At 48.3% G+C, this 24102-nt stretch carries 25 protein-coding genes; 11 read left to right on the forward strand and 14 right to left on the reverse strand.

The genetic code is table 11. The features are described from left to right. Positions 1-255 precede the first annotated feature (255 nt). Together ACKFKF_RS19420 and ACKFKF_RS19425 are read right to left on the reverse strand one after the other, a co-directional pair. Complete coding sequence (locus tag ACKFKF_RS19420) at positions 256-492, reverse strand: hypothetical protein (protein ID WP_446869216.1); 237 nt, start codon at positions 490-492, stop codon at positions 256-258. Between the two features lie 195 nt (positions 493-687). Then, entirely contained in the window at positions 688-1449 is a 762-nt protein-coding gene (locus ACKFKF_RS19425; protein ID WP_446869217.1) for a response regulator transcription factor, read from the reverse strand. A gap of 274 nt (positions 1450-1723) precedes the next feature. On the opposite strand from ACKFKF_RS19425, the gene ACKFKF_RS19430 reads away from it, so the two are divergent. Continuing rightward, on the forward strand, positions 1724-1966 hold the full coding sequence (locus ACKFKF_RS19430; protein ID WP_446859997.1) for a DUF6761 family protein: 243 nt from the start codon (positions 1724-1726) through the stop codon (positions 1964-1966). 74 nt (positions 1967-2040) lie between these two features. Here the strand turns inward: ACKFKF_RS19430 and grxD are convergent, their stop codons facing one another. The 3 genes from grxD to ACKFKF_RS19445 all read right to left on the reverse strand — a co-directional run bounded on the left by grxD (position 2041) and on the right by ACKFKF_RS19445 (position 3590). Continuing rightward, a complete protein-coding gene (gene grxD / locus ACKFKF_RS19435) occupies positions 2041-2364 on the reverse strand; it encodes a Grx4 family monothiol glutaredoxin (protein ID WP_446859996.1) in 324 nt (107 codons plus the stop codon). A 50-nt stretch (positions 2365-2414) separates the two neighbouring features. Further along, positions 2415-2675 carry a BolA family protein gene (locus ACKFKF_RS19440; protein WP_446859995.1) on the reverse strand — a complete coding sequence of 87 codons (261 nt, stop codon included), beginning with the start codon at positions 2673-2675 and terminating at the stop codon, positions 2415-2417. Positions 2676-2750: 75 nt separating this feature from the next. Continuing rightward, positions 2751-3590: an alpha/beta hydrolase gene (locus ACKFKF_RS19445; protein ID WP_446869218.1), complete on the reverse strand. Its 840-nt coding sequence runs from the start codon at positions 3588-3590 to the stop codon at positions 2751-2753. 263 nt (positions 3591-3853) lie between these two features. Between ACKFKF_RS19445 and ACKFKF_RS19450 the strand changes: the two genes are divergently transcribed. Continuing rightward, positions 3854-4576, forward strand: a complete 723-nt coding sequence (locus ACKFKF_RS19450) for an intradiol ring-cleavage dioxygenase (protein WP_446869219.1) — start codon at positions 3854-3856, stop codon at positions 4574-4576. Between the two features lie 15 nt (positions 4577-4591). Here the strand turns inward: ACKFKF_RS19450 and ACKFKF_RS19455 are convergent, their stop codons facing one another. Further along, positions 4592-6277 (reverse strand): caspase family protein, encoded by a 1686-nt coding sequence (locus ACKFKF_RS19455; RefSeq protein ID WP_446869220.1) that lies wholly within the window; start codon positions 6275-6277, stop codon positions 4592-4594. Between the two features lie 224 nt (positions 6278-6501). On the opposite strand from ACKFKF_RS19455, the gene ACKFKF_RS19460 reads away from it, so the two are divergent. The 4 genes from ACKFKF_RS19460 (at position 6502) to ACKFKF_RS19475 (ending at position 10369) form a co-directional block, all read left to right on the forward strand. Continuing rightward, the gene (locus tag ACKFKF_RS19460; protein ID WP_446869221.1) at positions 6502-7140 is read left to right on the forward strand and encodes a hypothetical protein; all 639 of its coding nucleotides are present in this window, start codon (positions 6502-6504) and stop codon (positions 7138-7140) included. 312 nt (positions 7141-7452) lie between these two features. Then, positions 7453-7650: a heavy-metal-associated domain-containing protein gene (locus ACKFKF_RS19465; RefSeq protein WP_446859990.1), complete on the forward strand. Its 198-nt coding sequence runs from the start codon at positions 7453-7455 to the stop codon at positions 7648-7650. 36 nt (positions 7651-7686) lie between these two features. Beyond that, positions 7687-9981, forward strand: coding sequence for a heavy metal translocating P-type ATPase (locus ACKFKF_RS19470; RefSeq protein ID WP_446869222.1), 2295 nt, complete (start codon positions 7687-7689; stop codon positions 9979-9981). A gap of 172 nt (positions 9982-10153) precedes the next feature. Further along, entirely contained in the window at positions 10154-10369 is a 216-nt protein-coding gene (locus ACKFKF_RS19475; RefSeq protein ID WP_446869224.1) for a hypothetical protein, read from the forward strand. On the opposite strand, the gene ACKFKF_RS19480 is transcribed toward ACKFKF_RS19475, so the two are convergent. Continuing rightward, a complete protein-coding gene (locus tag ACKFKF_RS19480; protein ID WP_446869225.1) occupies positions 10366-12531 on the reverse strand; it encodes a PAS domain S-box protein in 2166 nt (721 codons plus the stop codon). The genes ACKFKF_RS19475 and ACKFKF_RS19480 overlap by 4 nt on opposite strands. Before the next feature lie 265 nt (positions 12532-12796). On the opposite strand from ACKFKF_RS19480, the gene ACKFKF_RS19485 reads away from it, so the two are divergent. From ACKFKF_RS19485 to ACKFKF_RS19495, 3 genes are all read left to right on the forward strand, one after another. Next, positions 12797-13027, forward strand: a complete 231-nt coding sequence (locus ACKFKF_RS19485) for a hypothetical protein (protein WP_446869226.1) — start codon at positions 12797-12799, stop codon at positions 13025-13027. Then, positions 13024-13563 carry a Rieske 2Fe-2S domain-containing protein gene (locus ACKFKF_RS19490; protein WP_446869227.1) on the forward strand — a complete coding sequence of 180 codons (540 nt, stop codon included), beginning with the start codon at positions 13024-13026 and terminating at the stop codon, positions 13561-13563. Before ACKFKF_RS19485 ends, ACKFKF_RS19490 begins: the two co-directional genes overlap by 4 nt. 98 nt (positions 13564-13661) lie before the next feature. Then, positions 13662-14837 (forward strand): MFS transporter, encoded by a 1176-nt coding sequence (locus tag ACKFKF_RS19495; protein WP_446869228.1) that lies wholly within the window; start codon positions 13662-13664, stop codon positions 14835-14837. Here ACKFKF_RS19495 and ACKFKF_RS19500 read toward each other — a convergent pair. From ACKFKF_RS19500 to ACKFKF_RS19530, 7 genes are all read right to left on the reverse strand, one after another. Beyond that, positions 14806-15834, reverse strand: a complete 1029-nt coding sequence (locus ACKFKF_RS19500) for a heme-dependent oxidative N-demethylase family protein (protein WP_446869229.1) — start codon at positions 15832-15834, stop codon at positions 14806-14808. The genes ACKFKF_RS19495 and ACKFKF_RS19500 overlap by 32 nt on opposite strands. 17 nt (positions 15835-15851) lie before the next feature. Continuing rightward, positions 15852-16325: a protein tyrosine phosphatase family protein gene (locus ACKFKF_RS19505; protein ID WP_446869230.1), complete on the reverse strand. Its 474-nt coding sequence runs from the start codon at positions 16323-16325 to the stop codon at positions 15852-15854. Positions 16326-16516: 191 nt separating this feature from the next. Next, positions 16517-16894 carry a clan AA aspartic protease gene (locus ACKFKF_RS19510; protein ID WP_446859982.1) on the reverse strand — a complete coding sequence of 126 codons (378 nt, stop codon included), beginning with the start codon at positions 16892-16894 and terminating at the stop codon, positions 16517-16519. After that, entirely contained in the window at positions 16891-17163 is a 273-nt protein-coding gene (locus ACKFKF_RS19515; RefSeq protein WP_446869231.1) for a hypothetical protein, read from the reverse strand. Before ACKFKF_RS19515 ends, ACKFKF_RS19510 begins: the two co-directional genes overlap by 4 nt. A 401-nt stretch (positions 17164-17564) precedes the next feature. Then, positions 17565-19574 (reverse strand): biosynthetic arginine decarboxylase, encoded by a 2010-nt coding sequence (speA, locus tag ACKFKF_RS19520; protein ID WP_446869232.1) that lies wholly within the window; start codon positions 19572-19574, stop codon positions 17565-17567. A gap of 160 nt (positions 19575-19734) precedes the next feature. After that, positions 19735-22005, reverse strand: a complete 2271-nt coding sequence (locus tag ACKFKF_RS19525; protein WP_446869233.1) for a CHASE2 domain-containing protein — start codon at positions 22003-22005, stop codon at positions 19735-19737. 22 nt (positions 22006-22027) lie between these two features. Next, on the reverse strand, positions 22028-22186 hold the full coding sequence (locus tag ACKFKF_RS19530) for a hypothetical protein (protein ID WP_446869234.1): 159 nt from the start codon (positions 22184-22186) through the stop codon (positions 22028-22030). 111 nt (positions 22187-22297) lie between these two features. Here ACKFKF_RS19530 and ACKFKF_RS19535 point away from each other — a divergent pair, with 111 nt between their 5' ends. Together ACKFKF_RS19535 and ACKFKF_RS19540 are read left to right on the forward strand one after the other, a co-directional pair. Beyond that, positions 22298-23146 (forward strand): response regulator, encoded by an 849-nt coding sequence (locus ACKFKF_RS19535; RefSeq protein WP_446869235.1) that lies wholly within the window; start codon positions 22298-22300, stop codon positions 23144-23146. 270 nt (positions 23147-23416) lie between these two features. Next, a complete protein-coding gene (locus ACKFKF_RS19540; protein WP_446869236.1) occupies positions 23417-24049 on the forward strand; it encodes a hypothetical protein in 633 nt (210 codons plus the stop codon). Positions 24050-24102 lie beyond the last annotated feature (53 nt).

The following is a 24102-nucleotide window of genomic DNA, read 5'->3' on the forward strand; positions in this document are numbered from 1 at the left end:
TACCAAGACTATTCCAATGCGGATCTGACCGTTTTTCTAATCATGCAACAAAGCCCTTATCATTTCTAGCTTTTTGCACCAGTAAATAATGGGTTATCTTGCCATCCGGGATAACCGCATCTTCTGGAATCTTCACCCTGAAATCTCTCCCTCCCTACTTAAACCAATTGCAAGACGAAAGGTAAAGCGTTATGGACATAACACCCCACTGACAACTTGCCAACTCCGCCAACCAGCACTATTTGGTAGCTATGATTAGAGTTTCTCTAAAACAACCACAACCCAACAACACCCAAGTCCAGTAACCCCACCAGCACCAATTCCACCACCACTAGCAACCCCACCACCACCAGCAGTAATTAGTTTGATTTGCCAGCCAGCAGCCAAAAAATCTCCTAAATGCTCTTCTACAACACCGTGGCTTTCACTGGGTGATTCCTTCCCACGTCGATAACCTTCTCGATCGAGATAAATTGTGACCAGCTTCTGCATGGAAAATCACCTTGTTTCTTTCAGCCACCACCTTAACAGGCTAATACTATTTAACCTGTTTCAACGGGCTTTGCACTCCTAGCTTCAACCTCTGGTCACACATGAAACTGCAATGGAGCGAGAATATTCATCAAAATAGTCTTAAAGAAATGAAAGATTCAGAAACAGCTTCATCCCTCATCCCTTTTTCCATCCCTAGATCCGCCGATCGCCCAGTGCCATTCGAGCCGCTACCGTTTTGCGATGTCCATTGCCATTCTGAATAGTTGGCGCATTCAGGACTTCTAGATTCAATCGATAGCCCACATTGCGAACCGTTTGAATCAGATCAGGCTGACGGGGATCAATCTCAACTTTTTTGCGAAGCGAGAGAATATGGGTGTCAACCGTTCGGGGATTGTCGATCGCATCCGGCCAGGCCCGTTGCAATAATTCTGGACGACTCAGCGGATTTCCTCCGGCCTGCGCCAAAACATAAAGCAAACTAAACTCCTGGGGCGTTAGCTCAATCAACTCACCCTTAAAGCGCACCCGCCGATGCACCAGATCGATCTTCAAATCGCCATAATCGAGATGGGCCGGAGGGGCCGCCACGCGACTTCGACGAGTCAACGCCTCCACCCTAGCAAGAAATTCCTGCATCCCAAACGGCTTTTTGAGATAGTCATCTGCACCCGCTCGCAACCCTTCTACAATGTCAGACTCCGTAGCCCGCGCTGAAAGCATTAGCACGATCGCCTGTTGCTGCCTGAGCCATCGACAAAACTCAATCCCGTCACCATCTGGTAACTCTGAATCAAGAATCACAAGATTGGGTTGTCGGCTGATAAAGACCTCTCGCGCTTGATGCAGGTCTGCCGACTGATGTACTTGATGTCCCGCCTGCTGTAGGTGCCAACCGAGTAGCGATCGCAGATGCGGGTTCCCTTCGATAATTTGGATATTTACGGCTCCCACGGGGGCTTAATCCTCAGACTGCTTGCTCTTCAGAGTATCAAAGCACTTGTCATGGATTTGTAACGACTGCTACCCAGACTTTCATAGACTTTAATAATCGGTGATCGCGGCTAGAAATTTCAATCCCTATCCAATAGATCCTCACAAAGGCAGGGAGCAGAGACCCCCTTAATGTTAAGATTAAACAATCTTTAGTTAACCAACTTAGACCTCTATCAGGCCTTTTAGACTCTATTCATTGGTTCGAGAATTATTTACGCTCTAGCACTTAACTATGCTGCAAGACACGCAAACGATTCGTTACTACCAGAGACTATCTGACAGTTTGGTAGAGTTGTGGAATCGAGGCTATCGGTTTGACGACCTCCGACTGTTTTTAGATGGTTATCTCTCAGCGCTCAGGCACAGCAATACGCTTGAGCCAATTCAGATCAATCGTTTAGAAGAAGAAATTACTCGATTCATATACGATCGCTCTAATTTTGACAATACTCAGACTCAGCCAGACTATCGATAAATAAAAGGGGTGCGTCGATCGACACACCCTTTCTTTTTGAGTCACGCTTTTTGAGGCGCAGATTGCTTCGGGGTTTAGGAAGCCAGGGCCACCTCGACCATCTGTTGGAGTTCGCCTTTCTGATATAGCTCGATCAAGATGTCAGATCCGCCCACAAACTCTCCATTCACGTAAACCTGGGGAATGGTCGGCCAGCTTGAGTATTCTTTGATGCCCTGGCGGATTTCGGGATCATCTAACACATCCACGGTTTCGTAAGGGACACCCAGCGTGTTGAGAATTTGCACCACATTGTTAGAAAAACCGCACTGGGGCATGAGCTTGTTACCCTTCATAAACACCATGATTTTGTTTTGCTTGACGAGCGTATCAATGCGATCGTGAGTAGCTTGAGTCATGTTCTCTCCTGAGAATGGGTGGATAGTCGGTAAATCAGAAGTTTAGAATTTTAGACCTTTTGCCCGGCGGCTGACCACTCTTCTGGGGTAAAGGTATTTAAGGCTAGGGCGTGAATGGCTTCGCTGGCCATGGCTTGATTGACAGCACCGTAGACTAATTGATGCTGCTGGACACGCCGTTTGCCCTCAAACAGAGACGAAACGACCGTAACCTGGTAATGGTCTCCACCGCCTGTCAGATCTTGCACCTGCACCTGAGCATCCGGCAAACCAGACTTGATCATTGCTTCAACCTGATCGGGGCTAATCATCCAGTCTCCTTTGGGTACTGCAACGCGATTCTTTTAGTCTAACTGTTTGGGGTGCTTCCTTTGGTGAATCAGACGTTAACGATCGCTCACCACCCGCTTGATAAAGTCTCGAATCACATTCAAATTTTCTGGCTGGTCAAACTCAGCTTCTACATGGTTGTGTCCGGCATTGGGGATCAGCAGCAGTTGTTTCGCCTGGGGAGCGGCATCGTAAAGGGTTTGCGCCATTGAGACGGGAACGAGCGCATCAGCCGTGCCGTGAATGAAGAGCGTGGGCATTTTGAGCCGTCGTACCTTGCCAAGCGAGTCAAATCTTTGGGTGAGAATCTGAGCGATCGGAAGCAGCCGAAATTTCCAATCCTGGGCAGCCATTTGTTGCATTGAGGTGAAGGTGCTGGAGACGATCAATCCTGCGAGGTTTGGAGTTTGGCTGGCGAGCTGGATGGCGATCGCACCTCCGAGCGAATGACCGTACACGACAATTTTTTTAGGAGAAATTCGCCGTTCTCGGACAAGGTAATCCCAGGCGACTTGAGCATCTTGATAAACCGTTGTCTCCGAGGGAAAGCTGCCCTGACTGCGCCCATAGCCCCGATAGTCAATCAATAAAACCGACAAGCCCAATTCATAAAAGCGTTTAGCCTTGACTTCGACTGTGATATTGCCGCCGTTGCCGTGTAGATAGAGCAGCGTGGCGAGAGGGCGATCGTGTCCAATCCACCAGCCATGAATGCGCTCGACGTTGCCATTTCCCACGGTGACAGGTAGCCAGACTTCTTGATAAGGCAAATTGAGGGCGGCTAGATTTTTGTAATCGCGATCGGAAGGAGCAAAGATGAGACGACTCTGTGCAAAGAATAAAACGAGGCAAATGGTCAGATAAGCGATCGCCAAAAACTTGCCAAGATGCAACATTTTGTGGAGATTGAACAACGGTCTGTATTCCTCGCCTGAGAATTACTCAATTTAACAATAGGCGAGTTTGATGAAGTTTTTTCGCTTTGGTGATTGGTGCCTCTGCCCCCACCCCCAAACTTTTGGATAAGATCTTTGGTTCATAGTTTCGTCACTGATGGGGAATTTGTGGAACAGTCCGACTCTGTAACTAACGCAAAAACTTTCGTGGAATTCACGCGATTTCACTCAACTCATTCAAGGGCATCAAAACTATGAACCTCATGAATCGTTTCATTCATCACAGAGTAAATCGTCGAAGCGCACTGCTACTGATGCGATCGGCGGCCACTGCTCTCCTCGTGGGCTGTTTACCTAGAAAAATCAGCGCTGCCTCATCCCAAACGACACCCGGCTGTGTTGTGCGCCCTCAGCAAACCGAAGGCCCATATTTTGTTGACGAAAAGCTGAATCGATCGGACATTCGCTCAGATTCTAAAACTGGTTTGGTCAGAGCGGGAGTTCCCCTTCGCTTAAACTTGCGCGTGACTCAGGTGAACGATCAGCTTTGTACCCCAGTCAAAGGCGCGATCGTCGATATTTGGCACTGTGATGCTTCGGGCATTTATTCAGATGTGGCTGATCCTCGTTTCGATACAAAAGGACAAAACTTTTTGCGAGGCTATCAAACCACCGATGCAAGTGGAAACGTTCAATTTTTGACGATTTATCCAGGGTGGTATCCAGGTCGAACGGTACATATTCACTTCAAAATTCGCACCGCTTCTGAGCAGAGCCACGAATTCACGTCACAACTGTACTTTGATGATGCGATTAGCGATCGAGTTTATGCCCAGGAACCTTATGCCAAAAAGGGAGCGCGATCGGTCAGAAACGATCGAGATGGCATCTTTCAGCAAGGGGGAACTCAACTCCTGCTATCGCTTTCTCCGATCGATCAAGGCTATGCGGCAACCTTCGAGCTTGGGCTGCAAAAAACCTCATAGCCTTGGGGCATTCATCTAACGAATACGTTTTTGCCACTCTGCGATCGCCTTCTGAGCCTCTGCATACACCTGGGGACGCTCTTTAGGAACCAATTGTGCCGCCGCGATCGCTTGTCTAAAAGATCTCTCAGCCGCCCGTTTTCTAGCAATCTCTAGAATGTCTCGACTCCAACGATCGATATCCTGTTGGGCTTGATCGTAAAGCGGATCGCCCGGAGGAATGCGCTGGGCCCGCTCGATCGCTTTGTTGGCATCCGAGGCTAAGGTGGGCTTGATCAGCGATCGGGCTTCATTCAACAGCGCTTGAGAATTTTGAGGCTGAGAGGGCGGTGCGGTAGTCGGCTTGGCAGTCGGAGAGGCGATCGCTTTTGCAGGCGTGACGGCAACAGGTTTTGGCTTGGTCGTCGGCTTGGTCGTTGGCTTAGGAGATTGGCCACCGGGAGTAGTCAGTTGAGTAGATTTGGGCGTAACGGATGGAGAAGGATTGTTTGCGGTCTGCTGCCCTGTAAACGTTTGCCAATTGCGAAACAGCACCCCCAACAACAACAGCAGCAAAACCGCCCCACCCCCAAAGAGAATTCGCTCCCAAAACATCTGATCTGGGGCAGGCTCAGCAGGAATCGATCTCTTCGAGTTACCCGCAAGGGGTCGCTGCTCGGTCGGCAGTTGGGGCGAATCGATCGCCAGATTAGGTTCAGCGTCCGAAAAGACTGGCTCCTCTAGTTCGAGATCGGGGACTGGGGGCGCTGGCAATTCGTCTGGCAGATCGTCAAACGGGTCGCGGTAGGCATTGATCGGCGCAGCGGGTTCTAAATTGGGTTCTAAATTGGGTTCTAAATTGGGTTCTAAATTGGGATTGGTAGAAGCCACGTCATCGTCGGGCAGCGGCGGCACAAAAAAATCAGCTTCGAGATCAAACGGATTGCTCTCAACATCATTCCAGGCTTCCATTTCTGCCCAATCGACAGGGGTCGTGACTTGATAAAGCTGATCAGGTGAACTGACCGCCAGAACGGGATCTTGAGGGGGACGATCGTGATGATCACACAATTCGGGCAGCCGCTCTTTGAGAAAATCCTCTAGATTAGCCAGGGTTGAACATTGATGCGATCGCAGCGCTTCGAGCAGTGCCGCTGTAAATAAGCCGTGTCCCAATGTCGATGACTCGTGAGAAAACTGTTCTGGCTGAGACGAGAAAACAGTCGGAATCCGAGACCCATTGGCCAATTCTGTCGTCTGAATGCCAAATTTTTCGCCCGACACGGCCGCCTGACTGCGATTGACATCCAGCAAAACTAGAATGCGATCGGTGGGCAAATTTTTCAAACTGTCGTAGAGCGATCGCAACGGAATTCCCGTCTCAGACACATTCACCGGATCGGCTTCGATCGGCATCAAATAATCCTGACCCTGCCAGCAAACCCCATAGCCACTAAAGAAAACCCACAACCAATCATCGGGCTGCACCAGATCTTTTTTGAGATAGTCTAGCCAGCCTTGCAGATTGCCCCGACTCGGATAGGTCGATCGGTTGAGCACTTCGGGCGAAGTATCGGTAAACAAAAGACAGCGATCGGGCAAAAACCCTGCCTCGCTAACCAAACACTCGCACAACTCCTGTGCATCCTGTTGGGCAAACTGTAAAGGCTGAAGAAACTGATAGTGGTCGATCCCAACTGCAACTGCCCAGTGATTGGTCATTACAGACACCTCAAACGAATTAGCAAATCTCACGTTTAGAACGCCGTGCAAACATAATAAGAAAAATCTGCTTTCCTGGAACTAATATTTTGGCAAGCGTGGGGAAGTTTGAAGTTTGAGTGTTGAATTTTGAGTTAAAAGTAAAAAGTTCTCAGACCAAGAATTCAAAAATCCCAAGCTTTAAAGTCTCAATCCCTACTCACCCCTTTAGAGGAGTCACTGAAATGATTGTCGATCGCCTGCTTCAGTTCCAATTTCGGCGCATTTTTTCGCTCGGCACCTCTGCAACCGGGCTGGCGATCTTGCTGGGGGGCGGCGGACTGTGGATGATCAACGCTGCGATCGTTCCGCAACAGGTTCGAGCCTATGAGACACGGGTGGATGTGGGACTCGATCGCTTACCCAATGAAGCCTACCAAACTTTGGTGCAGCGAGCCGAGCAGGTCGCCAGAGCAGCGGCCCAGAGGAGCTTCGATCGCGATATTCTCATCAGTCAGGTTTCTGTGATTGTCATTGGGCGCAATCAGGGGGCAGAGGCTCCGATTTTGACGCTGGATGTCAGCCGAGTTGAGTGGAAAAACCGCCCCGATACGCGACGTTGGGCGACTTATTACAGAACGGCTCCAGCGTTGTTAGGGTTTGATGGCTCCACGCCAACGGTCTTTAGTCCTCCAGCCCAACCTGTCCCTGCACCAGTGACCGCCCCCGTCACCCCACCTGTTCAGGCTGTCCCAAGCACTCCTCAATCTCCGGTGCCGCCGGGGGTCACACCTCCAACCCAACGAGTAACGCCCCCCGCACAGACGACGGACGAGAATGGGAATACGGATGAGGTGGAGCAGCCGGAGGATGAAGAGCAGTAAAGCCGGAGGATGAGGAGCAGTAAGAGGGATGGAGGATGAGGGAGAACTTCGATGATCTGTTCCCCCTTTGGGGGTAATCCGCTTCGCGAGAGGGATGAGGGATGAGGGAGGATTAGACAAGAGTTCTGAAGCGCTTGTGTGTCGATGATGCTGGCGATCGATTCGTGGGCATCAAGATTTAACAGTTCTCTAACAATCTTCCTTGACTCTCTAGTCTACTGGAGACCTAACAATAGGAGTCAGCAGATTGGTTTTCTCCAGATTACTTTTCTCCACATTACTTTTCTCTACATTGCTGAAGCTTAAATCCTCATGACTCTTCAACTGACTGTTCCCAATATGGCCTGTTCTGCGTGTGTTACGACGATTACTGAGGCGATCGCTCATATTGATGCTACTGCGACCGTCGAAGCTGACCCCAGAACCAAACAGGTCAAAGTCGAAACTCAACAGCCTGAAACAGCGATTAAAGCGGCGATCGTAGCAGCAGGCTACACCGTTACTCCGTAGTTCCATTTCAACCTAAAACTGAATCTGAGCAAACTCATGGAAACCATTACACTCAAGCTGCAAGGGATGAGTTGTGCTGCTTGTGCCAGCCAGATCGAATCGGCCATTCGAGTGGTTTCGGGGGTCAGCGTCGCGACGGTTAACTTTGGAATTGAGCAGGCGATCGTCACCTATGATCCTCAAAAAACCGATATAGAAAGCATTCAAAAATCTGTCAGCGAGGCGGGCTATTCTGCGTTTCCGCAACGGGACGAGGTTGGCGAAGACGAGTCCGAACAAGCCAATCGTCAGGCAGTTTCTCGACAGCTAAAGCGACAAATTTTAGTGGCAGGCAGTCTCAGTACGATCGTGGTGATTGGCTCGATTCCCATGATGACGGGGGTGCAGGTGCCCTTCATTCCGATGTGGCTGCACAATGCTTGGGTACAGCTTGTCTTGACCGCCCCGGTGCAATTTTGGTGTGGGAGCGCTTTTTTTGTCAATGCCTGGAAAGCCTTTAAACGACACACCGCTACAATGGATACGCTGGTGGCGATCGGAACGGGGGCCGCTTATCTCTATTCACTGTTTGCCACGCTGTTTCCTGGCTTCTTCGTCACACAGGGATTGCAGCCAGAAGTCTACTACGAAGCGGCTGCGGTGATCATTGCGCTGATTTTGCTGGGTCGGTTTTTAGAACATCGCGCCAGAGGAAAGACCTCGGATGCCATTCGTCAATTGATGGGACTGCAAGCGCGGGACGCTCGAATCATCCGTAACGGTCAGGAAATGCAGGTTCCGATTCAGGCGGTTCAGATTGGCGATATCGTCGTGGTGCGTCCGGGTGAAAAGATTCCGGTGGATGGGCAGATCGTAGAAGGGGCTTCGAGCCTGGATGAGTCGATGCTCACAGGCGAAAGTATGCCTGTCAAAAAGCAAGCTGGAGACGACGTGATCGGGGCGACCATTAATCAGACTGGGAGCTTTAAGTTTCGGGCGACTCGCGTGGGCAAAGACACGATGTTGGCTCAGATTGTCAAACTTGTGCAGCAAGCTCAAGGGTCAAAAGCGCCGATTCAACGATTAGCCGATCGTGTCACTCGTTGGTTTGTGCCCGTTGTCATTGCCATTGCGATCGCCACGTTCATTCTCTGGTTTGTCGCCTTCGGAAACTTGACGCTGGCTTTGATTACAACGGTTGGCGTGCTGATTATCGCCTGTCCTTGTGCTTTGGGATTGGCGACACCGACTTCGATCATGGTGGGCACGGGCAAAGGAGCCGAAAACGGAATTTTGATCAAGGGTGCCGAGAGTCTCGAACTGGCGCATAAAATCCAAATGATCGTGCTAGATAAAACCGGAACGCTAACGCAAGGAAGACCGACCGTTACAGACTTTATAACCGTGAAGGGAAGTACGGGCGAACTCAGGCTTCTACAACTCGCGGCCTCAATCGAACATCAGTCAGAACATCCTTTAGCGGCAGCCGTCGTTCGGTATGCTCAGTCTCAAGAGGTGGAATTGAACCAGGTAGAAAATTTTGCAGCGATCACGGGCAGTGGCGTTGAGGGAAGGGTCACAACGCTTTTGGTACAGATTGGAACCCAGCGCTGGATGGAAGAACTCGGCATTGAATCTCAACTGTTGCAGTCTCAAAAAGCGCAGTTAGAAGCGGCTGGCAAAACGGCGGTCTGGATTGCAGTCGAGGGCAAAATTGAGGGACTGTTGGGAATTGCCGATGCGCTCAAACCGTCTTCAAAACAGGTCGTCCGATCGCTCAAAAAACTTGGCTTAGAGGTGATCATGCTGACCGGAGACAATCGTCAAACCGCCGAAACGATCGCCCACGAAGTCGGGATTACGCGAGTGATTGCGGAAGTGCGCCCTGGTCAAAAAGCCGATCAAATTGCCGCCTTACAGTCAGCGGGAAAAATCGTCGCAATGGTGGGGGATGGCATCAATGACGCTCCAGCACTCGCCCAGGCACAAGTCGGCATTGCGATCGGAACCGGAACCGATATTGCTATCGCGGCGAGTGATATTACGTTGATCTCTGGTGATCTCCAGGGCATTGTCACGGCCATTCAACTGAGTCGCGCCACCATGAGAAATATTCGTCAAAACCTCTTTTTTGCCTTTGTTTATAACATTGCTGGCATTCCGATCGCAGCGGGTGTTTTATTCCCATTCTTTGGATGGTTGCTCAGTCCAATGATTGCGGGAGGGGCGATGGCGTTGAGTTCTGTTTCGGTGGTCACGAATGCGCTGCGTTTGCGAAACTTTCGGGTGAGGGAGGAGGGAGGAGGGAGGAGGAAGGAGGAAGGAGGAAGGAGGGATGAAAAAATATACTAATCGGATCTGTATGTCAGCATCGTTTTTAATATGAATTTGATGAAAGGCTTCGCTGCAATTCTTGTCTTTAAGTCTCCCAAAATTGGCAGCTTGGGGGACAGAAGGACAGCACAACGAAGCGAAGAAACTTCATCAAATTCACGCCCTTTTTGATAGCAGGAAACTATTTAGTATGAGCAGACGTAACGTTTTAGGATGTTTAGCAGGCTTGATGATGCTTTCTACTTCAGCAGCCAGGGCACAGATGCCACAGATGCCAATGGATTCGTCGAGTCAGTTTAAGCGGATCGAACAACCGATCGCTCTCAAAGCAGGAGTCATTGTGGGAGGCGTGGCGCTCATTGGACTGGAGCTTTGGTGGTTTTTGAGTAAGCCAGCTAATCGCTAATTATCTCCCAAGGTTTGACGAATGGGAATCTTGATCATAAATTCTGTCCCGTTGTCGGGAGATGAAATGCACTGTAATGAGCCTTTATGCTTCTCGGTGATGATCTGATAGCTGATAGACAATCCTAGCCCGGTGCCTTTGCCGATCGGCTTGGTCGTAAAAAATGGATCAAAAACTCGCTGTTTGGCGCTCTGTGACATTCCACAGCCGTTGTCAGCAATCCAAATGGTGACATCAGAGCAATCGATTTCTGTACGAATACGAATTACTCGCCAATCTCGATTGCCTTCGTTGAGCGCGTCGATCGCATTACTGAGAATATTCATAAACACTTGATTAAGCTGTCCCGCGTAGCATTCCACTAGCGGCAACTCTCCGTAGTCTCTGATGATTTGGATCGCAGAATAATTGGGTTGTTTTTTAAGTTGATTTTGCAGAATCATCAGCGTGCTGTCGATCCCTTCGTGAATGTTGACTGCTTTCATGTCAGATTCATCCATCCGAGAAAAAGTTCGCAGTGACAAGACGATCTCTTGAATGCGTTCTGCCCCCAGTTTCATCGAGGCCATTAGCTTGGGTAAGTCTGCCATAAGAAAATCGAGGTCGATCGCGTCTACTTCATGAGCAATCGCAGGGATTGGATCGGGATAGTGGGATTGATAAAGCGCAATCAGTCGCATCAGATCCTGAGTGTATTCATCTGCATGGTTAACATTGCCGTAAATAAAGCTAACAGGATTGTTAATTTCGTGAGCAACCCCAGCCACAAGCTGCCCCAGGCTTGACATTTTTTCGGTCTGGACGAGTTGGGCCTGAGCCTGTTTCAGGTCTTGCAACGTTTGTTCTAGCTGCTGGGTTTGCTGTCTTAGCTGAGATTCAGACTGACGAAGCGCGTCTTCTGCCTGTTGGCGTTGTTCTTCACCGCGCACGCGATCGGTAATATCGGTTGCAATGCCACAAATTCCATAGATCTGATTGTCATCATTGAGCAGAGGCACCTTGACTACAACGCTGGTATGAAGTCCATCAGCATGGGGAACCGTCTCCTCAATCTGAAACAGGTTGCCGCCTTCCATCACTTGTCGATCGTTGTCCCGCAGCGTTTTGGCAACGGAGTGAGGAAAGATATCATAGTCGGTTTTGCCATTGAGCCGTTTGCGATCGCAGTTAAATAGCGTTTCAAATTGACGATTGATTAATAGATAGGTGCCATCGGTGTGCAAATACTCTTTAACAAAAATGCAGGCACTGGTGTTGTCAATAATGCTTTGCAGAAGTTGTTGACTGTTTTGAAGTTGAGTCTCTGCTTTGGTGCGATCGCCGATTTCTGCCTGGAGTTGAGCAATTACCTGCTGCAATTCGACGGTGCGTTTTATAACGCTGGCTTCTAGTTTCTCATTGGCTTGCTGAAGGGTAATTTCTGCTTGTTGCCGACTGCTGACATCCACCACAAGCGAAGCGGCTCCGATCACTTGCCCAGCCGCATCAATGAGTGGAGTGTTGTACCATTCACAGGCGATCGTAGTTCCTTGTTTAGTAAGATTCTCATGGGTGCTGCGGTTGCCACCTTTTTGTGTGAGAAGCTGTTGCCAGTGATCAACGTGAGGTTTTGCCGTCTCAGTTAACAAAAATTCTGCGGTTTGCCCGATCGCTTCGTCACTGCTGTAGCCAAAAATCATCGCCGCCGCCAGATTCCACGCCACCACTTCAAACTGGGTGTTCCATTCAATCACACCGATCGGACTTTGTTGAATCAATAGAGCAAGCTTTTGTTGCGATCGTTGAAGTTCTGCTTCGGCTTGTTTGCGCTGGCTGATATCGTGCGCGACGACATAAAACAAGTGTTGTTCAGAAACGGCCGTTGCCGCCCAGGAGAGCCATTTATAGGAACCATCTCGACAGCGACAGCGGTTTTCAAACGAGACTGTCTCAATCCCTTGAGTGATTTTTTCCGCTTCTGCCAGCGTTGCAGCGCGATCGTCGGGATGCACAAATTCGATAAAAGGCGTTGACTGCAATTCCTCTAATGTGAAGCCCAAAGTCTTTTGCCAAGCTGGATTGAGTTGTTTCAGATATCCATCAAATCCGGCAATGCAGAGCAAGTCGATCGATAGCTGAAAGAATTGCTCTTTGGCGGCATCTGTCAATTTCTGAGTAGTCATGGGGCAGATCTAGAGAGAGCAAAAAGTTGAAAACGGGTGACTTGGGCTTAGCATAGATTCGAGACAAGGAGTTGCTGTGATGGTTTCTGAGTCAGAACACTTGCTCTAAAGTCGCTCAGAATGGGGAGTTAGAAAGCAAAAGTGCTGAATCGCGGACTCAGAATTTGTCGAATTCACATACCCTTAAAGTGCCCATCGTAGCTTAAAGGCTGACTAGAGAAAATATTTCAGGCGTTTTAACAAGCACTGATTTAAAGGTCTGCTGATGGTTTTTCAATCGATCGCAATGACATTGTTTTGGCGATCGCTGCATCTCCCGCAACAAGACAACTCCTATCTACACAAAGTCGGCGGCTTAAAATCCTGTCGGCTTACCACAGATTCAGCGACACTAGGGAGAGAGGGGTACATTTCGGACGCTGCAACCCTTCAATCTGGCCCGACTAAAAACTGCGTTACGCTACCCCTCGCAACTCTATCTTGGTTAAACCCTTGAATACTCTAAACCAGCGACGAAAATTTCTGAAGGCTCTCATTGGTGGTGGAATTGGCACGGTCACGATCGGCTTTCTCTTCCCCAAAACCAGTCAGAGTCAAACCGTGGGTCTTGAGACTTTATGTGCATCTTCCCCGCTCAATTCTCGCTGCAAAGATTATCTTCCGGGAGTGAGCGCCCTCGACCTCAAGGGCAAACCGATTCGCGCCGATGCTCTTTTGGCGACAAAACCCAATCAGCCGATTCCCGTCAAAGGGTTGAAGGACGATCTGGTTTATCTAGTTGTCACTCAGAAGGCAAAAATTGCAGAATACGCGATTCGGCCGGTCTGCACGCATCTGGGCTGCACAGTGGAATGGAAGTCCGATCGCCAGCAGTTTGTTTGCCCCTGTCACGGCTCACGGTTTGATGGTCAAGGTCGAGTCACCAACGGCCCAGCCCAGCGATCGCTGCCGATCGTCTCGGTGGTCGTCAAACAAAATCAGGTTCGACTAGTTGATCGCGCTCCAGCCATTGACCCTCGAAAAGCAGTGTAATCTGCCCCGATGAGAGCAGCGATTCTCACTCTTGGACAGAGGATGTAGACAGAGAATGCGTGGTAAGGTGCGTATGCCTTGTCATTGCTGCCCACTGTATGAATCGCACGTTTTGGATCACTGCTCTCATCTCTTTTATCAATGCGCTGAGTTTCACAATTTTAATTCCCGTTCTCTACTTATACGGGAGACAATTTGGGTTAACTGATTTTCAGACAAGCCTGCTGTTTTCGACCTATGCAGTCGCTCAGTTTTTTGCGACTCCGGTGATTGGGAAACTCTCCGATCGCTTTGGTCGAAAGCCGCTATTGATCATCAGTCTAGCCGGAACTGTCGTTGCGAATTTAATTGCAGGAACAGCGACAACAGCAGGGATTTTGTTTTTTGCGAGATTTTTAGACGGGATAACCGGGGGCAATGCGTCAGTTGCTCAAGCGATCATTTCGGATGTGACAACGCCTGCAAATCGGGCAAAAGGATTTGGCATTATTGGGGCAGCATTTGGGCTAGGATTCGTTTTGGGGCCAGCATTGAGTTTGTTGGCGCAGCAGATTTCTCTAGGCGCGTCATTTATGATGTCGGCAGCGATCGCGCTGATTGCTTTGGTGACAACGATCGTCTTTTTGCCTGAAACGCTACAAGTCAAAGCAGACACAGAACACAACCTTTTCGATTTGGGTTTAGAAAACTTGATCAAAGGATTGACAATTCCCAAAACTGGGATTCTTTTGATCATTAATTTCTTAACCGGAACGACGTTTACCATGTTTACTTATGCGTTCCAGCCTTATTTTTTGAGTGTTTTGAGTCAAGATAATCAATCTCTCACGATGATGTTCTTTTTGTTTGGCATTCTGGGTGTCTTTATGCAAACAAAAGGTGTTTCTCTTTTGACACGTAGACTCAATCTTGGCATGATTTTGTTTTTAGCGTTGTTTGTTCGCAGTCTTTCGTTTGTGATAATGCCAATCTGGTCAAACATTGTCTATTTTGTGATTGTCAGCGTATTCTTTTCACTGTTTAATTCTTTAGTTCAGCCGATGATTAGCACGTTGATCTCTCTAAATGCTAGACCTGAAGAACAAGGTACTGTAATGGGGTTAAATTCTTCTTATTTAAGTGTTTCTAATGCGTTTGGGCCAGTCATCGCTGGACTGATCGTAAATCAATCTCATCCTGAAACTTATGCTTACCCATTTTATCTCGCTGGTATTCTCACTTTTTCAGTTTTAGCGTTGGCAATTAAGACTCGCAGGCAATATCAGGTGACTTGAATTCTGAGTTTTTAAGCCAAGTTAATATCGCTTGCTGACTGTTAGACAATCCCTTGTATTCCAGTGACTGAGGACTCATGGAAGCGATCGCTGCTCTCAACTTTTCCCGCATTTCTCCATTCAACGACTGACAATCCCAAAAATAAGTACGAATCGTAAACAGGGCCGTCTCCAAATCTGGCAATCCCCAGATCACCTGCCGTTCTATTCTCAAATACAGCTTGGGGTCAGTCGGATCAAACTGCCTTCCCTGCCAGACTGCTTGAGAAATGTTAGGCGGCGGGATAGGGTGATGATTGAGGCGAGTATCGGTGGTCAGCCCCCAAGCAAAGCGCACCCACGGATCATGAGAGATCATCGTATTGACGATCGCCGCCGATCGCACATTCATTCGCTCCATGCCCGCCACAGGGGAATGAATTTCTGCAAATGTCTTCCCAATTTTTTGCTCTGCCGACCAATAGTTAGGGGCGCATAGATGAATCGCACTCAGCCAATCTCGATCACCTGTCCGACAAATCACCGCCACATCTTCTTGAATTTGAGCCGCCAGCGCATCGAGAGCAGAGACATAGGGAGGAGTGACAGAGGTGCGACTTGACAGTAATTTCAGATCTTGGTCAAAGTGCAAAGTCTCGTTTGTAAGAATGCAGTCTAGAGTAAATTCGTCTTCTGAAATTTGCAGATGGAACTGATCAGGATGTTCGTGAGTGAGACGATCAACCATCAAACGAGCGATCGCCGTGGCTACGTGATCCGAATAGTTACAGGTTTGATAATACTTTTCGAGGCGTTCTGAGCGATCGCGCAGCTTGACACATCGGTAGTCAGCAAAATTTTCGTCGAATTGAAACACCTGTCGATCGGCTTGCCCGTTACCAAAGTCAGTACCCAAGGGGAACAAACCAGGCTTAACTTCATAACGGCCGTTTGCAAGGGGAAAGTACCGCAGCGATTTTGTAACACCAATTTCCTGGAAGACTTCTTCTAGAATCATTGAATCAAAGTGTTAAATTACTGGTTCAAATTTTGGGCTTGATAGTGTTCGATCGCCTGTTGTATAAATTCCTGCCAATCATCATTCGGAGTCCAAATTTGGTATAAATCTTGTGATGCAGCTTCGTGGCTCATATGATCATTAATGCGACGATAAAGATACATAAAAGCTGACACTCTCATATTCATCGCACAGTGGACAAAGATGGGTTTTTCAGCGTTCGTATTCAGAATCGTAAAGAAGCGATCGAGGTCATCCAAAGTTGGCTCAGTCCAAATCACTGGAATGTGAACATATTCCATTCCTAACGATTGTACGATCGCAGGTTCATGGGCAATCGCGTTGGTGGATTCAGGCACCGCTAAGTTGATCACTACTTGATAACCCGCCTGAGCGATCGCCGGAAACTGTGCTTCGGTGGGCTGACCTGCTGTGGCGAGGCGATCGGACAGTTTGAGAAAGTTAAAAATCTCTTCAATTTGACCAGACATGCTGATTCTCCTTGAATTCTTCTCAGGTTTGCAGAGGACTTAATTCTACAATATTGTTCTATACCATTGGAGAAGTGAGCAATCGGCTCACCCAAACAAATCAACTTCTTTAGTGACAGTAAGCAGTGAAGAGGCTGTATCTTCTCAGACTCCGCAAAAGTGCTCAATAAGGTTGGTGTGCAGCGCACTTGTCAGACTGTTTTAACTTTGTAGAGTTCAACATGACCTCCTTCAAACACTTGCATCGTTAGCTGGTAGCCTTCCATAAGCAACATTCCCACCAGTGGTTCCGAATCAGCTTCATCAACTGGAATTGTTAGAAGGACTTTATCCCAAACAATAATTGCTTCGTAAACATTGAAAACACATTCACTCCCATCTCCAAGAATGGCTCGTCCTCGCCTTTTCCACTTCAGATCTAACTGGGCAATCAAATCTGAGGGGAGTGAAAGCCAACCGTTAAAACCTGTGTCTACGATCGCATCTTGGGCATGAACTTCTCCACTAAAGCCATAGACTGACAGTGAAATAATCGCTTCAAACTCCGCATTGACAATTCCCACAATCATAGAGATTTCTGGGTACGTCCGCCAAATCGACGAACATGGCGGGAACCAATGCGAACAATCCAGATTTGAGCATCAGGATGCCGAGTTTCGAGGCGATCGCAGGCAGCAATTTCACGAGCATCCACTTCAAAGTCTCCGGTTTCGATGTCGATCGCGACAATCTTCCCCTCGTTGCTTTCTTCAACTTGAGAGCGTACCTGGGACTCATAGATTTCGTCTCCTCTTTGAGCAAACTCCTCTTTACTGTAGCGAGGTTGTCGAACGGTCATAGCCTTAACCTTGAGTGTCTGCGCTATCTCATTTTACCTTGAACAGTTGGGTATCTGTTTCACCTTTTGAGATGAGCGATAAAGCCACACGGCTGCGCAGCGATGAGGATTGGTAGAGAGCGCTCCTTCTGTGCTGATTGATGAATAGCTCCATTTTAGGAGAGAATTAGCTGTCAGATTGGAACTGAGAGGATTAAGTCGAAATTGCTTAGGATCGTGAATTAAACAACCTGTAATTCTCGCGGTTTCGCTTCGTTTAATTCGGCTTCTGCCCCCTAAATCCCCCAAAATTTGGGGACTTTGAACGAGAAATCTTGCCCGAAAGTCCCCCAGAATTGGGGGGTTGGGGGGCAGAAGCGTTGAGTAACGAAGCGGAAAACCTTTGTCGAATTCACGTAAAATTAGGGCGACAGATAGGTATAGCCGCTCAAACTGCGCTCATAGTTTTGGAGTAGAAGCTGAGACTCCTCTAGCGTGATTCGGTGTTCCTCTAGCGCTTGCTCAGTTTGGCGGCGAATGCTCTCAATCATATCCTCCGCGTCATACTGCACATAGCCCAACACCTCCTTCATCGTGTCGCCTCGCACGACATGTTCAATTTGATATCCCTTGGGCGTGAGTTGAATATGTACCGTGTTGGTGTCGCCAAACAAATTGTGCAAGTTGCCCATAATCTCTTGATAGGCTCCGTTGAGGAACATCCCTAGATAGTAAGACTCACCTGGCTTTAGTTTGTGCAACTCCAATACCGACTTGACATCGCGCAGATCGATAAATTGATCAATTTTGCCATCACTGTCACAGGTCAAATCAGACAGCGTTGCGCGTTGGGTTGGCTCCTCATCCAGGCGGTGAATTGGCATGATCGGAAAGAGTTGATCGATCGCCCAGGCATCTGGCGCAGATTGAAACACGGAAAGATTCATGTAATACATCGATGCCATGATCTTTTCCAGGTCTTCTAAGTCATCGGGGACATAATCAAGTTGACGCGCGATCGCCAAAATCTTATGACAACAAGCCCAATACAATCGCTCGGCTCGTGCCCGTTCTGGCAAACTCAAATAGCCAAACCCAAACAAACTTACCGCCTCTTCTTTAAACTGGGTTGCATCGTGATAGGCCTCTTGAAAGTTTTCGGACGCGATCGAGCTATAGGTTTCATAGAGATTGCGAATCACCAGGTGTTCGTTTTCCTGCAAGGGTTCTGGCGTGTCAGAAGGGACTTCACTCGTGCCCAAAACGTCAAAAACGAGAACGGATTGGTGAGAAGCGATCGCACGTCCACTTTCACTCACCAGCGTCGGCACCGGAATCTTGGCACCCGTACAGGCATCTTTGATCGCAGCGACGACATCGTTGGCGTAGTTTTGAGTGTTGTAGTTTTTGGAGGCGTGAAAGTTAGTTTGAGAGCCGTCATAATCCACACCCAGACCGCCACCACAGTCAAAATACTGCATGTTTGCGCCGAGTTTTACCAGTTCGACATAAATCTGACCCGCTTCACGTAGGGCATCCTTAATGACGCTGATAGCAGAGATTTGGGAACCGATGTGAAAATGCAGCAGTTGCAGCGAATCCAACATGTTTGCGTCACGCAGTTGTTCGACCGCCCGAATGATTTCAGGAATGGTTAAGCCAAACTTTGCCCGATCGCCCGCCGACGTTCCCCAGCGGCCAATTCCTTTTGCACTCAGTTTTGCCCGCACGCCCAAAATCGGCTGCACGCCCAAACGTTTGCTGGACTCGATCGCTAATTCCACTTCTTCGACTTGTTCTAAAACGATAATCGGTGTTTGTCCTAATCGTCTCGCCAGCATTGCCGTTTCTATGTATTCTCGATCCTTATATCCGTTGCAGATCAGTAACGCACCTGGTGTTTTGAGTGATGCTAAAGCGATCATCAATTCTGGTTTTGATCCGGCTTCCAACCCAAACTGATGCGGTTGACCAAACCGAACCAAATCCTCGATCAAATGACGCTGTTGATTACACTTCGTCGGAAAAACGCCCTTATAAACGCCCGCATAATTGTAACGAGCGATCGCCCTCGAAAATGCTGCATTCAATCGCTCAATTCGATCTTCTAAAATGTCTGAAAAACGAATCAACAAAGGCAACCCTAAATTCCGGTTTTTCAGCGCATTCACCAACTCAAACAAGTCCAACGAACCGCCCCGATCGCCCTTGGGTGAGACCGTCACATGACCCGCCGCATTAATCGAAAAATACGGATCGCCCCAACCTTTAATCCGATAAAGTTCTTCGCTGTCTTCGATCGTCCAGGTTTTGGGTGGGTTGGCGATCGTGAGTGATGTAACTTTGTTGTTGAGTACGATCGACGAGTCTTTTTTCGGTGACTTCTCGTCTATCTTGGTGTCCGTTTTGGTTGTCGTTGGGCGTTCCCCCATCATCTTTTCCCCTTACAAAATCGGTTTGAGATGTCAGTGTATCGCATCCCTCCCAATCTTGTGAGTTCCCTAGGGTACCTCTTGCAGCAGTTGACAAATTGATTTGGCATAACGTCCCTCATTCCTCATCCCTCTCGCAAAGCGTGGCGAAGACAACCCCTTATCCCTCATCCCCCTCCTGCCGCAAATAATAAAGTAACGCCGCAACCTCTGGAGGCATCGCAGTAAATCGAATGCAAAAATGGTGAGAATTGTCGGCTGGCACCTCAACCACTTTGGCATAGACATCACCCAATCCTCTAGCCTTACTACTGCCTGCCAACAGATTGATTTGCAGATTTTTTAACACCTCTACCGAATGCTTAGAGTAAACAACGGCAGTATGCGTAGAGAGCTTAACGATCGTCGCCTGATAGAACGTTTCAGACAAGTGTTTTCCTTCCACAATTCGATATTGCAATGGAATCGTTTGACGCAAAGGAGTCAGGGTTACGGCTTCTTCTTTGGGTAGAAATAGATTAAACTCGCCGCCAATTCCACCAATTTCATAAAGGCTAATGGGGTCTTGAATGCCCTTCATCTGAACCTGCATCTGTCCATCGACCCGCACAATAGGAGCCACTTCTTTAAGCGTATCTTTTGAAATTAGAATCTGTCCGCCCACACTATAAGACTCAATCCGAGCCGTCAGATTCACATGGCTACCCACAACGGTATATTTAGCACGACGATGAGATCCAATATTGCCAGCAAGCACTTCACCTGTATTGATGCCAATGCCCATTTCTAGAGCAGGTAAATTCATTTCGATGATCTTTTGATTGACACTCTCCAACGCTAACTGCATCGCGATCGCACAGGCAATCGATCGCTGAACATCATCCTCTCGCTGAACGGGAGCGCCAAACATGACGAAAATACCATCGCCCATGATTTCGTTAATGGTGCCCTTATACTCGTTAATCACCTGCGTCATCGATTCTAGATACAGATTGATGAATGCAACAGCAGTTTCTGGCGAGACTCGTTCTGATATCGCAGAAAACCCTCTCAAATCGGACATCATAATCGTTACTTTGCGCCGCTCGCCGCCTAGCTTGAGACCTTCAGGCGACTCCAACAGGCTGGCAACGACTTCATCTGTAAGGTAGCGACCAAAGGTTTGACGCATTCCCGCCGCCGTACTCGCCACATAGCCCGTAACCACCACCGCCGACCCCACCATTCCTAACAAAGGCGGCACCACCGGAATCCACCAGCCTTGCAAAAACGCTAGAAAACTGCCTCCAACCAAGCCGCTCCCCAACAAAACAATGCTGACTAAATTTAACGGCAGCTTTTGGGTCAATCGACGACTCGCTTGCTTAACCGTACTGCCCTGATGACGCAGCCCCCAGCTAATCGTTGCCCCCACGATCGACCACACCGCCACCCAGCCAAACTCCACCGGGTCAGACCAGACTCGAAGCTGGTTGCGCCCATCTATTGCAGCACTGACAAGCTGACTCGCCACATCTGCATGAATTGTCACGCCACTCACCGCCTTCAGCGATCGATTCCCCAGTCCACTACTATAAGGAGTCAACAACGTATCACCCAAGCTTGCTGCGGTCACGCCAATCAAGACAATGCGATCGCGCGCAAACTCAGCAGGCATCCGACCTTCCAACACATCTGTCATCGAAATGGTGGCAAAGCCTTCTCTCAGATTGCGAAAGTTAGACAAGATCTGATAGCCGCCTGCATCGGTCTGCACATAGCCCCCATCATCTTTCTGAAACGGTTCAAAAATGGCTTTTCCTAGCTTGAGACGATTGTTGTCTGCATCGAGCATCTCAGGTTTGATGCCTTGAGTGTCAAGATAAGTGAGTGCGATCGCCGCTCCCAGTCCACCGATCGTTTGTCCCTGTTGATCTTTGACTGAGAGTAATGCACGCCGCACTTTGCCATCGGTATCCACAATCAAATCATTAGCACTTACTTGTCCCAGTTTGCTCAAGACAGGGGGAGGATTGACTGCAAATCCCGTTCCGCCGCCGACGATTTTCTGAATTCCTATTAAATTGGGCGTTGAATTAAACACTTTAACCAGATCAGAATATCCAGGCTGAACAGGCAAATCTCGATAAAGATCAAGTCCGATCGCTTTAGGTTGTTGCTGCTTGATGGTCTTCAATAGTTTTGTCAACACCGCATCTGACATCGGCCACTTACCCAGCTTTTGCACATCGGCTTCTGTAATGCCTACGATCGCAATTCGAGGGTCGATCGCTTCCGCAGGACGCAGCAGAAAGAACTGATCAAGTGCTGCCAACTCAAGGGACTGTAAAACACCCGTCAGGCGCAATCCCATCAAAACTCCTGCGACAGTGGGTGCAGTAATCAAGACCCCGCGCCACTGCCATAATGCTTTTCCTAGCTTTGCCCACATACGATCCGGTTATCGAGAGAGTTTAATTGGCTCTAAGATTCCCTCGATCAAGGCGAATTAACAGACCATCTGGAATCCAAACTAAAGTAGGACAGTAGACCGGAGACGGTAGACCGGAGACAGTAGAGACTGCTTTATCCATCCAACGTCCAATGTCTTCCAGTGTCTCTGCTTTTTTCACAAGTTTGTCACAAGGGATTTCTAGGATTGAACTGTTGAGTGCGAATGATTTTGTGGGTCGATCGCGCTCGACAGATATCAATTTTCAAAAGTTCAGTGTGCTTGCTGCCTTATGAATCATTCAATAGACGTTGACCTCGCCACTTTAGAGAAGTCTAAACCTTTACCATTAAGAGTTCTTTTAGTAGAAGACAATCCATTTAACCAGAAAATTGCATTGCGATTTCTATTACAGATGGGCTACCAAGCAGATATTGCAGAACAGGGTTTAGAAGCGCTAGAGGCTCTCCGGCGGCATGTTTATGATGTGGTTTTGATGGATGTGCAAATACCAGAAGTGAACGGATTAGAAACCACTCAACTGATTCGCCAAGAGTGGACATCTCATCGCCCCTGGATTATTGCTTTGACTGGAGATACTACACTTGGCGATCGTCACCTTTGTTTCAAAGCAGGCATGAATGATTATCTTTGTAAGCCACTTCGACCAGTTGAATTGGTTGCAGCTTTTAGCAAATATCTATTTAGTCAACAGGCAACTCCACAGCCCGCTCAATCAGACCTTTCTACAACTAACCTCAGCGCTCCACATTCAGATTTGCCCACCCTCGACCTGACGATTTTTCAATTTCTCAAACAGATGAGCGGAGACAAGGCTGCGATCGTGCTTTCAGATTTTGCTCGTCATTATTTGTCTGAGTTTTGTGAACGGTTACAGGTGATTCGTCTGGCGATCGAACTTGACGATACTCAAGAGGTTCGTAAGGTTGCAGGCATCCTCAAACTTAGCAGTACTGCTCTGGGTGCAACTCGCTTTTCTCGCCTTTGTCGAGAGCTAGAAATCGTAGCGCAAACCGAGTCTGTAGAAAAGTCTATCGAAAAAGTTTTGCAACTGGAAGTAGAACACCAACAGATTAAAGCCGAGCTTGAAAAACTTCTTGAAGGACTACGGCAAGCTTGAATGTCACACACTCAATTGAAATTGCACGTTCTTTAAAATCACTTGACAGAGAGCGCTCGATCGCTCTACCAAACCTCAGTAGAATCACGGTAAAAGAAAGTACGGGCAACGTGCTACTTCTTCATAAAGAAAGGGAACAGTAGAGGCTGTATGACTTAATTTCTCAGTAGATTCTGGCATACAGGCGTACTGATCAGTGATCCGGTTTGCTGATTTGAGCGCAACATCCCCGGTCAAAACAATCAGTTCTCACAACGTGAAGGTAAGACGATGAGTGATATCACAAAGGACGAAGTGCGGGAAAAGCTCGGCAACATTGACCAGATTCGAGACATCATTTTTGGGACACAGCTACGCGAATACGACAACCGACTCGGTAAAGTTGAATCGGACATTTCAATGCTGCAACAAGAGATGCGCGATCGCATTGAGCAAGTCAAGTCCGGCTTTTCATTAGAACTCAAGGCTAGTGTTGAGTCTCTAGAGAAAAAACTGAAATCATACAATTCATCCACTCAAGAAGAATGTATTGATCTGCGTCAACAAGTCGATCGGCTCAACAAAAAATTCTCTAATAGTGTGCAAATCTTGGACGAAGCGATCGATGCTCATACTTCCTCAATTCGCAGTGAGTTAGTCGAATCTAAAGCCAAACTTCAAGACGATGTGGGTGCCCTGAGAGATCTGGTGCTAGAAGAACTCGATCGCCGCTTTTCACAACTGCGAGAAACCAAGGTTTCTAAAGACGACATTGCAGAAACGCTGTTTGAATTAGGAATGCGCTTAAAGGGCACCGAGTTTATCCCCAAACTGCGAGAAGTTGCTAACGGCAATGGCAATAGAGAAGAACATGTTCCTCTTTTAGCCACGCGCAAACTTGCAGAAGAGTTAACTCATCATTAAAGCCTTCAAATAAATAGCCTACCGTGTACACACAAGTCGTTGTCGCTTTGTTT

The organism is Phormidesmis sp. 146-12, from assembly GCF_052939495.1.

Excerpts from the sequence above, each read along its gene's own strand:
- ACKFKF_RS19515 (WP_446869231.1), bottom strand. The coding sequence starts at position 17,163 with ATGACCGTTCGACAACCTCGCTACAGTAAAGAGGAGTTTGCTCAAAGA.
- ACKFKF_RS19430 (WP_446859997.1), top strand. The coding sequence starts at position 1,724 with ATGCTGCAAGACACGCAAACGATTCGTTACTACCAGAGACTATCTGAC.
- ACKFKF_RS19495 (WP_446869228.1), top strand. The coding sequence starts at position 13,662 with ATGAATCGCACGTTTTGGATCACTGCTCTCATCTCTTTTATCAATGCG.
- ACKFKF_RS19540 (WP_446869236.1), top strand. The coding sequence starts at position 23,417 with ATGAGTGATATCACAAAGGACGAAGTGCGGGAAAAGCTCGGCAACATT.
- ACKFKF_RS19460 (WP_446869221.1), top strand. The coding sequence starts at position 6,502 with ATGATTGTCGATCGCCTGCTTCAGTTCCAATTTCGGCGCATTTTTTCG.
- ACKFKF_RS19535 (WP_446869235.1), top strand. The coding sequence starts at position 22,298 with ATGAATCATTCAATAGACGTTGACCTCGCCACTTTAGAGAAGTCTAAA.
- ACKFKF_RS19465 (WP_446859990.1), top strand. The coding sequence starts at position 7,453 with ATGACTCTTCAACTGACTGTTCCCAATATGGCCTGTTCTGCGTGTGTT.
- ACKFKF_RS19475 (WP_446869224.1), top strand. The coding sequence starts at position 10,154 with ATGAGCAGACGTAACGTTTTAGGATGTTTAGCAGGCTTGATGATGCTT.
- ACKFKF_RS19445 (WP_446869218.1), bottom strand. The coding sequence starts at position 3,590 with ATGTTGCATCTTGGCAAGTTTTTGGCGATCGCTTATCTGACCATTTGC.
- speA (WP_446869232.1), bottom strand. The coding sequence starts at position 19,574 with ATGGGGGAACGCCCAACGACAACCAAAACGGACACCAAGATAGACGAG.
- ACKFKF_RS19440 (WP_446859995.1), bottom strand. The coding sequence starts at position 2,675 with ATGATTAGCCCCGATCAGGTTGAAGCAATGATCAAGTCTGGTTTGCCG.
- ACKFKF_RS19500 (WP_446869229.1), bottom strand. The coding sequence starts at position 15,834 with ATGATTCTAGAAGAAGTCTTCCAGGAAATTGGTGTTACAAAATCGCTG.
- ACKFKF_RS19470 (WP_446869222.1), top strand. The coding sequence starts at position 7,687 with ATGGAAACCATTACACTCAAGCTGCAAGGGATGAGTTGTGCTGCTTGT.
- ACKFKF_RS19505 (WP_446869230.1), bottom strand. The coding sequence starts at position 16,325 with ATGTCTGGTCAAATTGAAGAGATTTTTAACTTTCTCAAACTGTCCGAT.
- ACKFKF_RS19485 (WP_446869226.1), top strand. The coding sequence starts at position 12,797 with ATGGTTTTTCAATCGATCGCAATGACATTGTTTTGGCGATCGCTGCAT.
- ACKFKF_RS19420 (WP_446869216.1), bottom strand. The coding sequence starts at position 492 with ATGCAGAAGCTGGTCACAATTTATCTCGATCGAGAAGGTTATCGACGT.
- ACKFKF_RS19480 (WP_446869225.1), bottom strand. The coding sequence starts at position 12,531 with ATGACTACTCAGAAATTGACAGATGCCGCCAAAGAGCAATTCTTTCAG.
- ACKFKF_RS19510 (WP_446859982.1), bottom strand. The coding sequence starts at position 16,894 with ATGATTGTGGGAATTGTCAATGCGGAGTTTGAAGCGATTATTTCACTG.
- grxD (WP_446859996.1), bottom strand. The coding sequence starts at position 2,364 with ATGACTCAAGCTACTCACGATCGCATTGATACGCTCGTCAAGCAAAAC.
- ACKFKF_RS19455 (WP_446869220.1), bottom strand. The coding sequence starts at position 6,277 with ATGACCAATCACTGGGCAGTTGCAGTTGGGATCGACCACTATCAGTTT.
- ACKFKF_RS19450 (WP_446869219.1), top strand. The coding sequence starts at position 3,854 with ATGAATCGTTTCATTCATCACAGAGTAAATCGTCGAAGCGCACTGCTA.
- ACKFKF_RS19525 (WP_446869233.1), bottom strand. The coding sequence starts at position 22,005 with ATGTGGGCAAAGCTAGGAAAAGCATTATGGCAGTGGCGCGGGGTCTTG.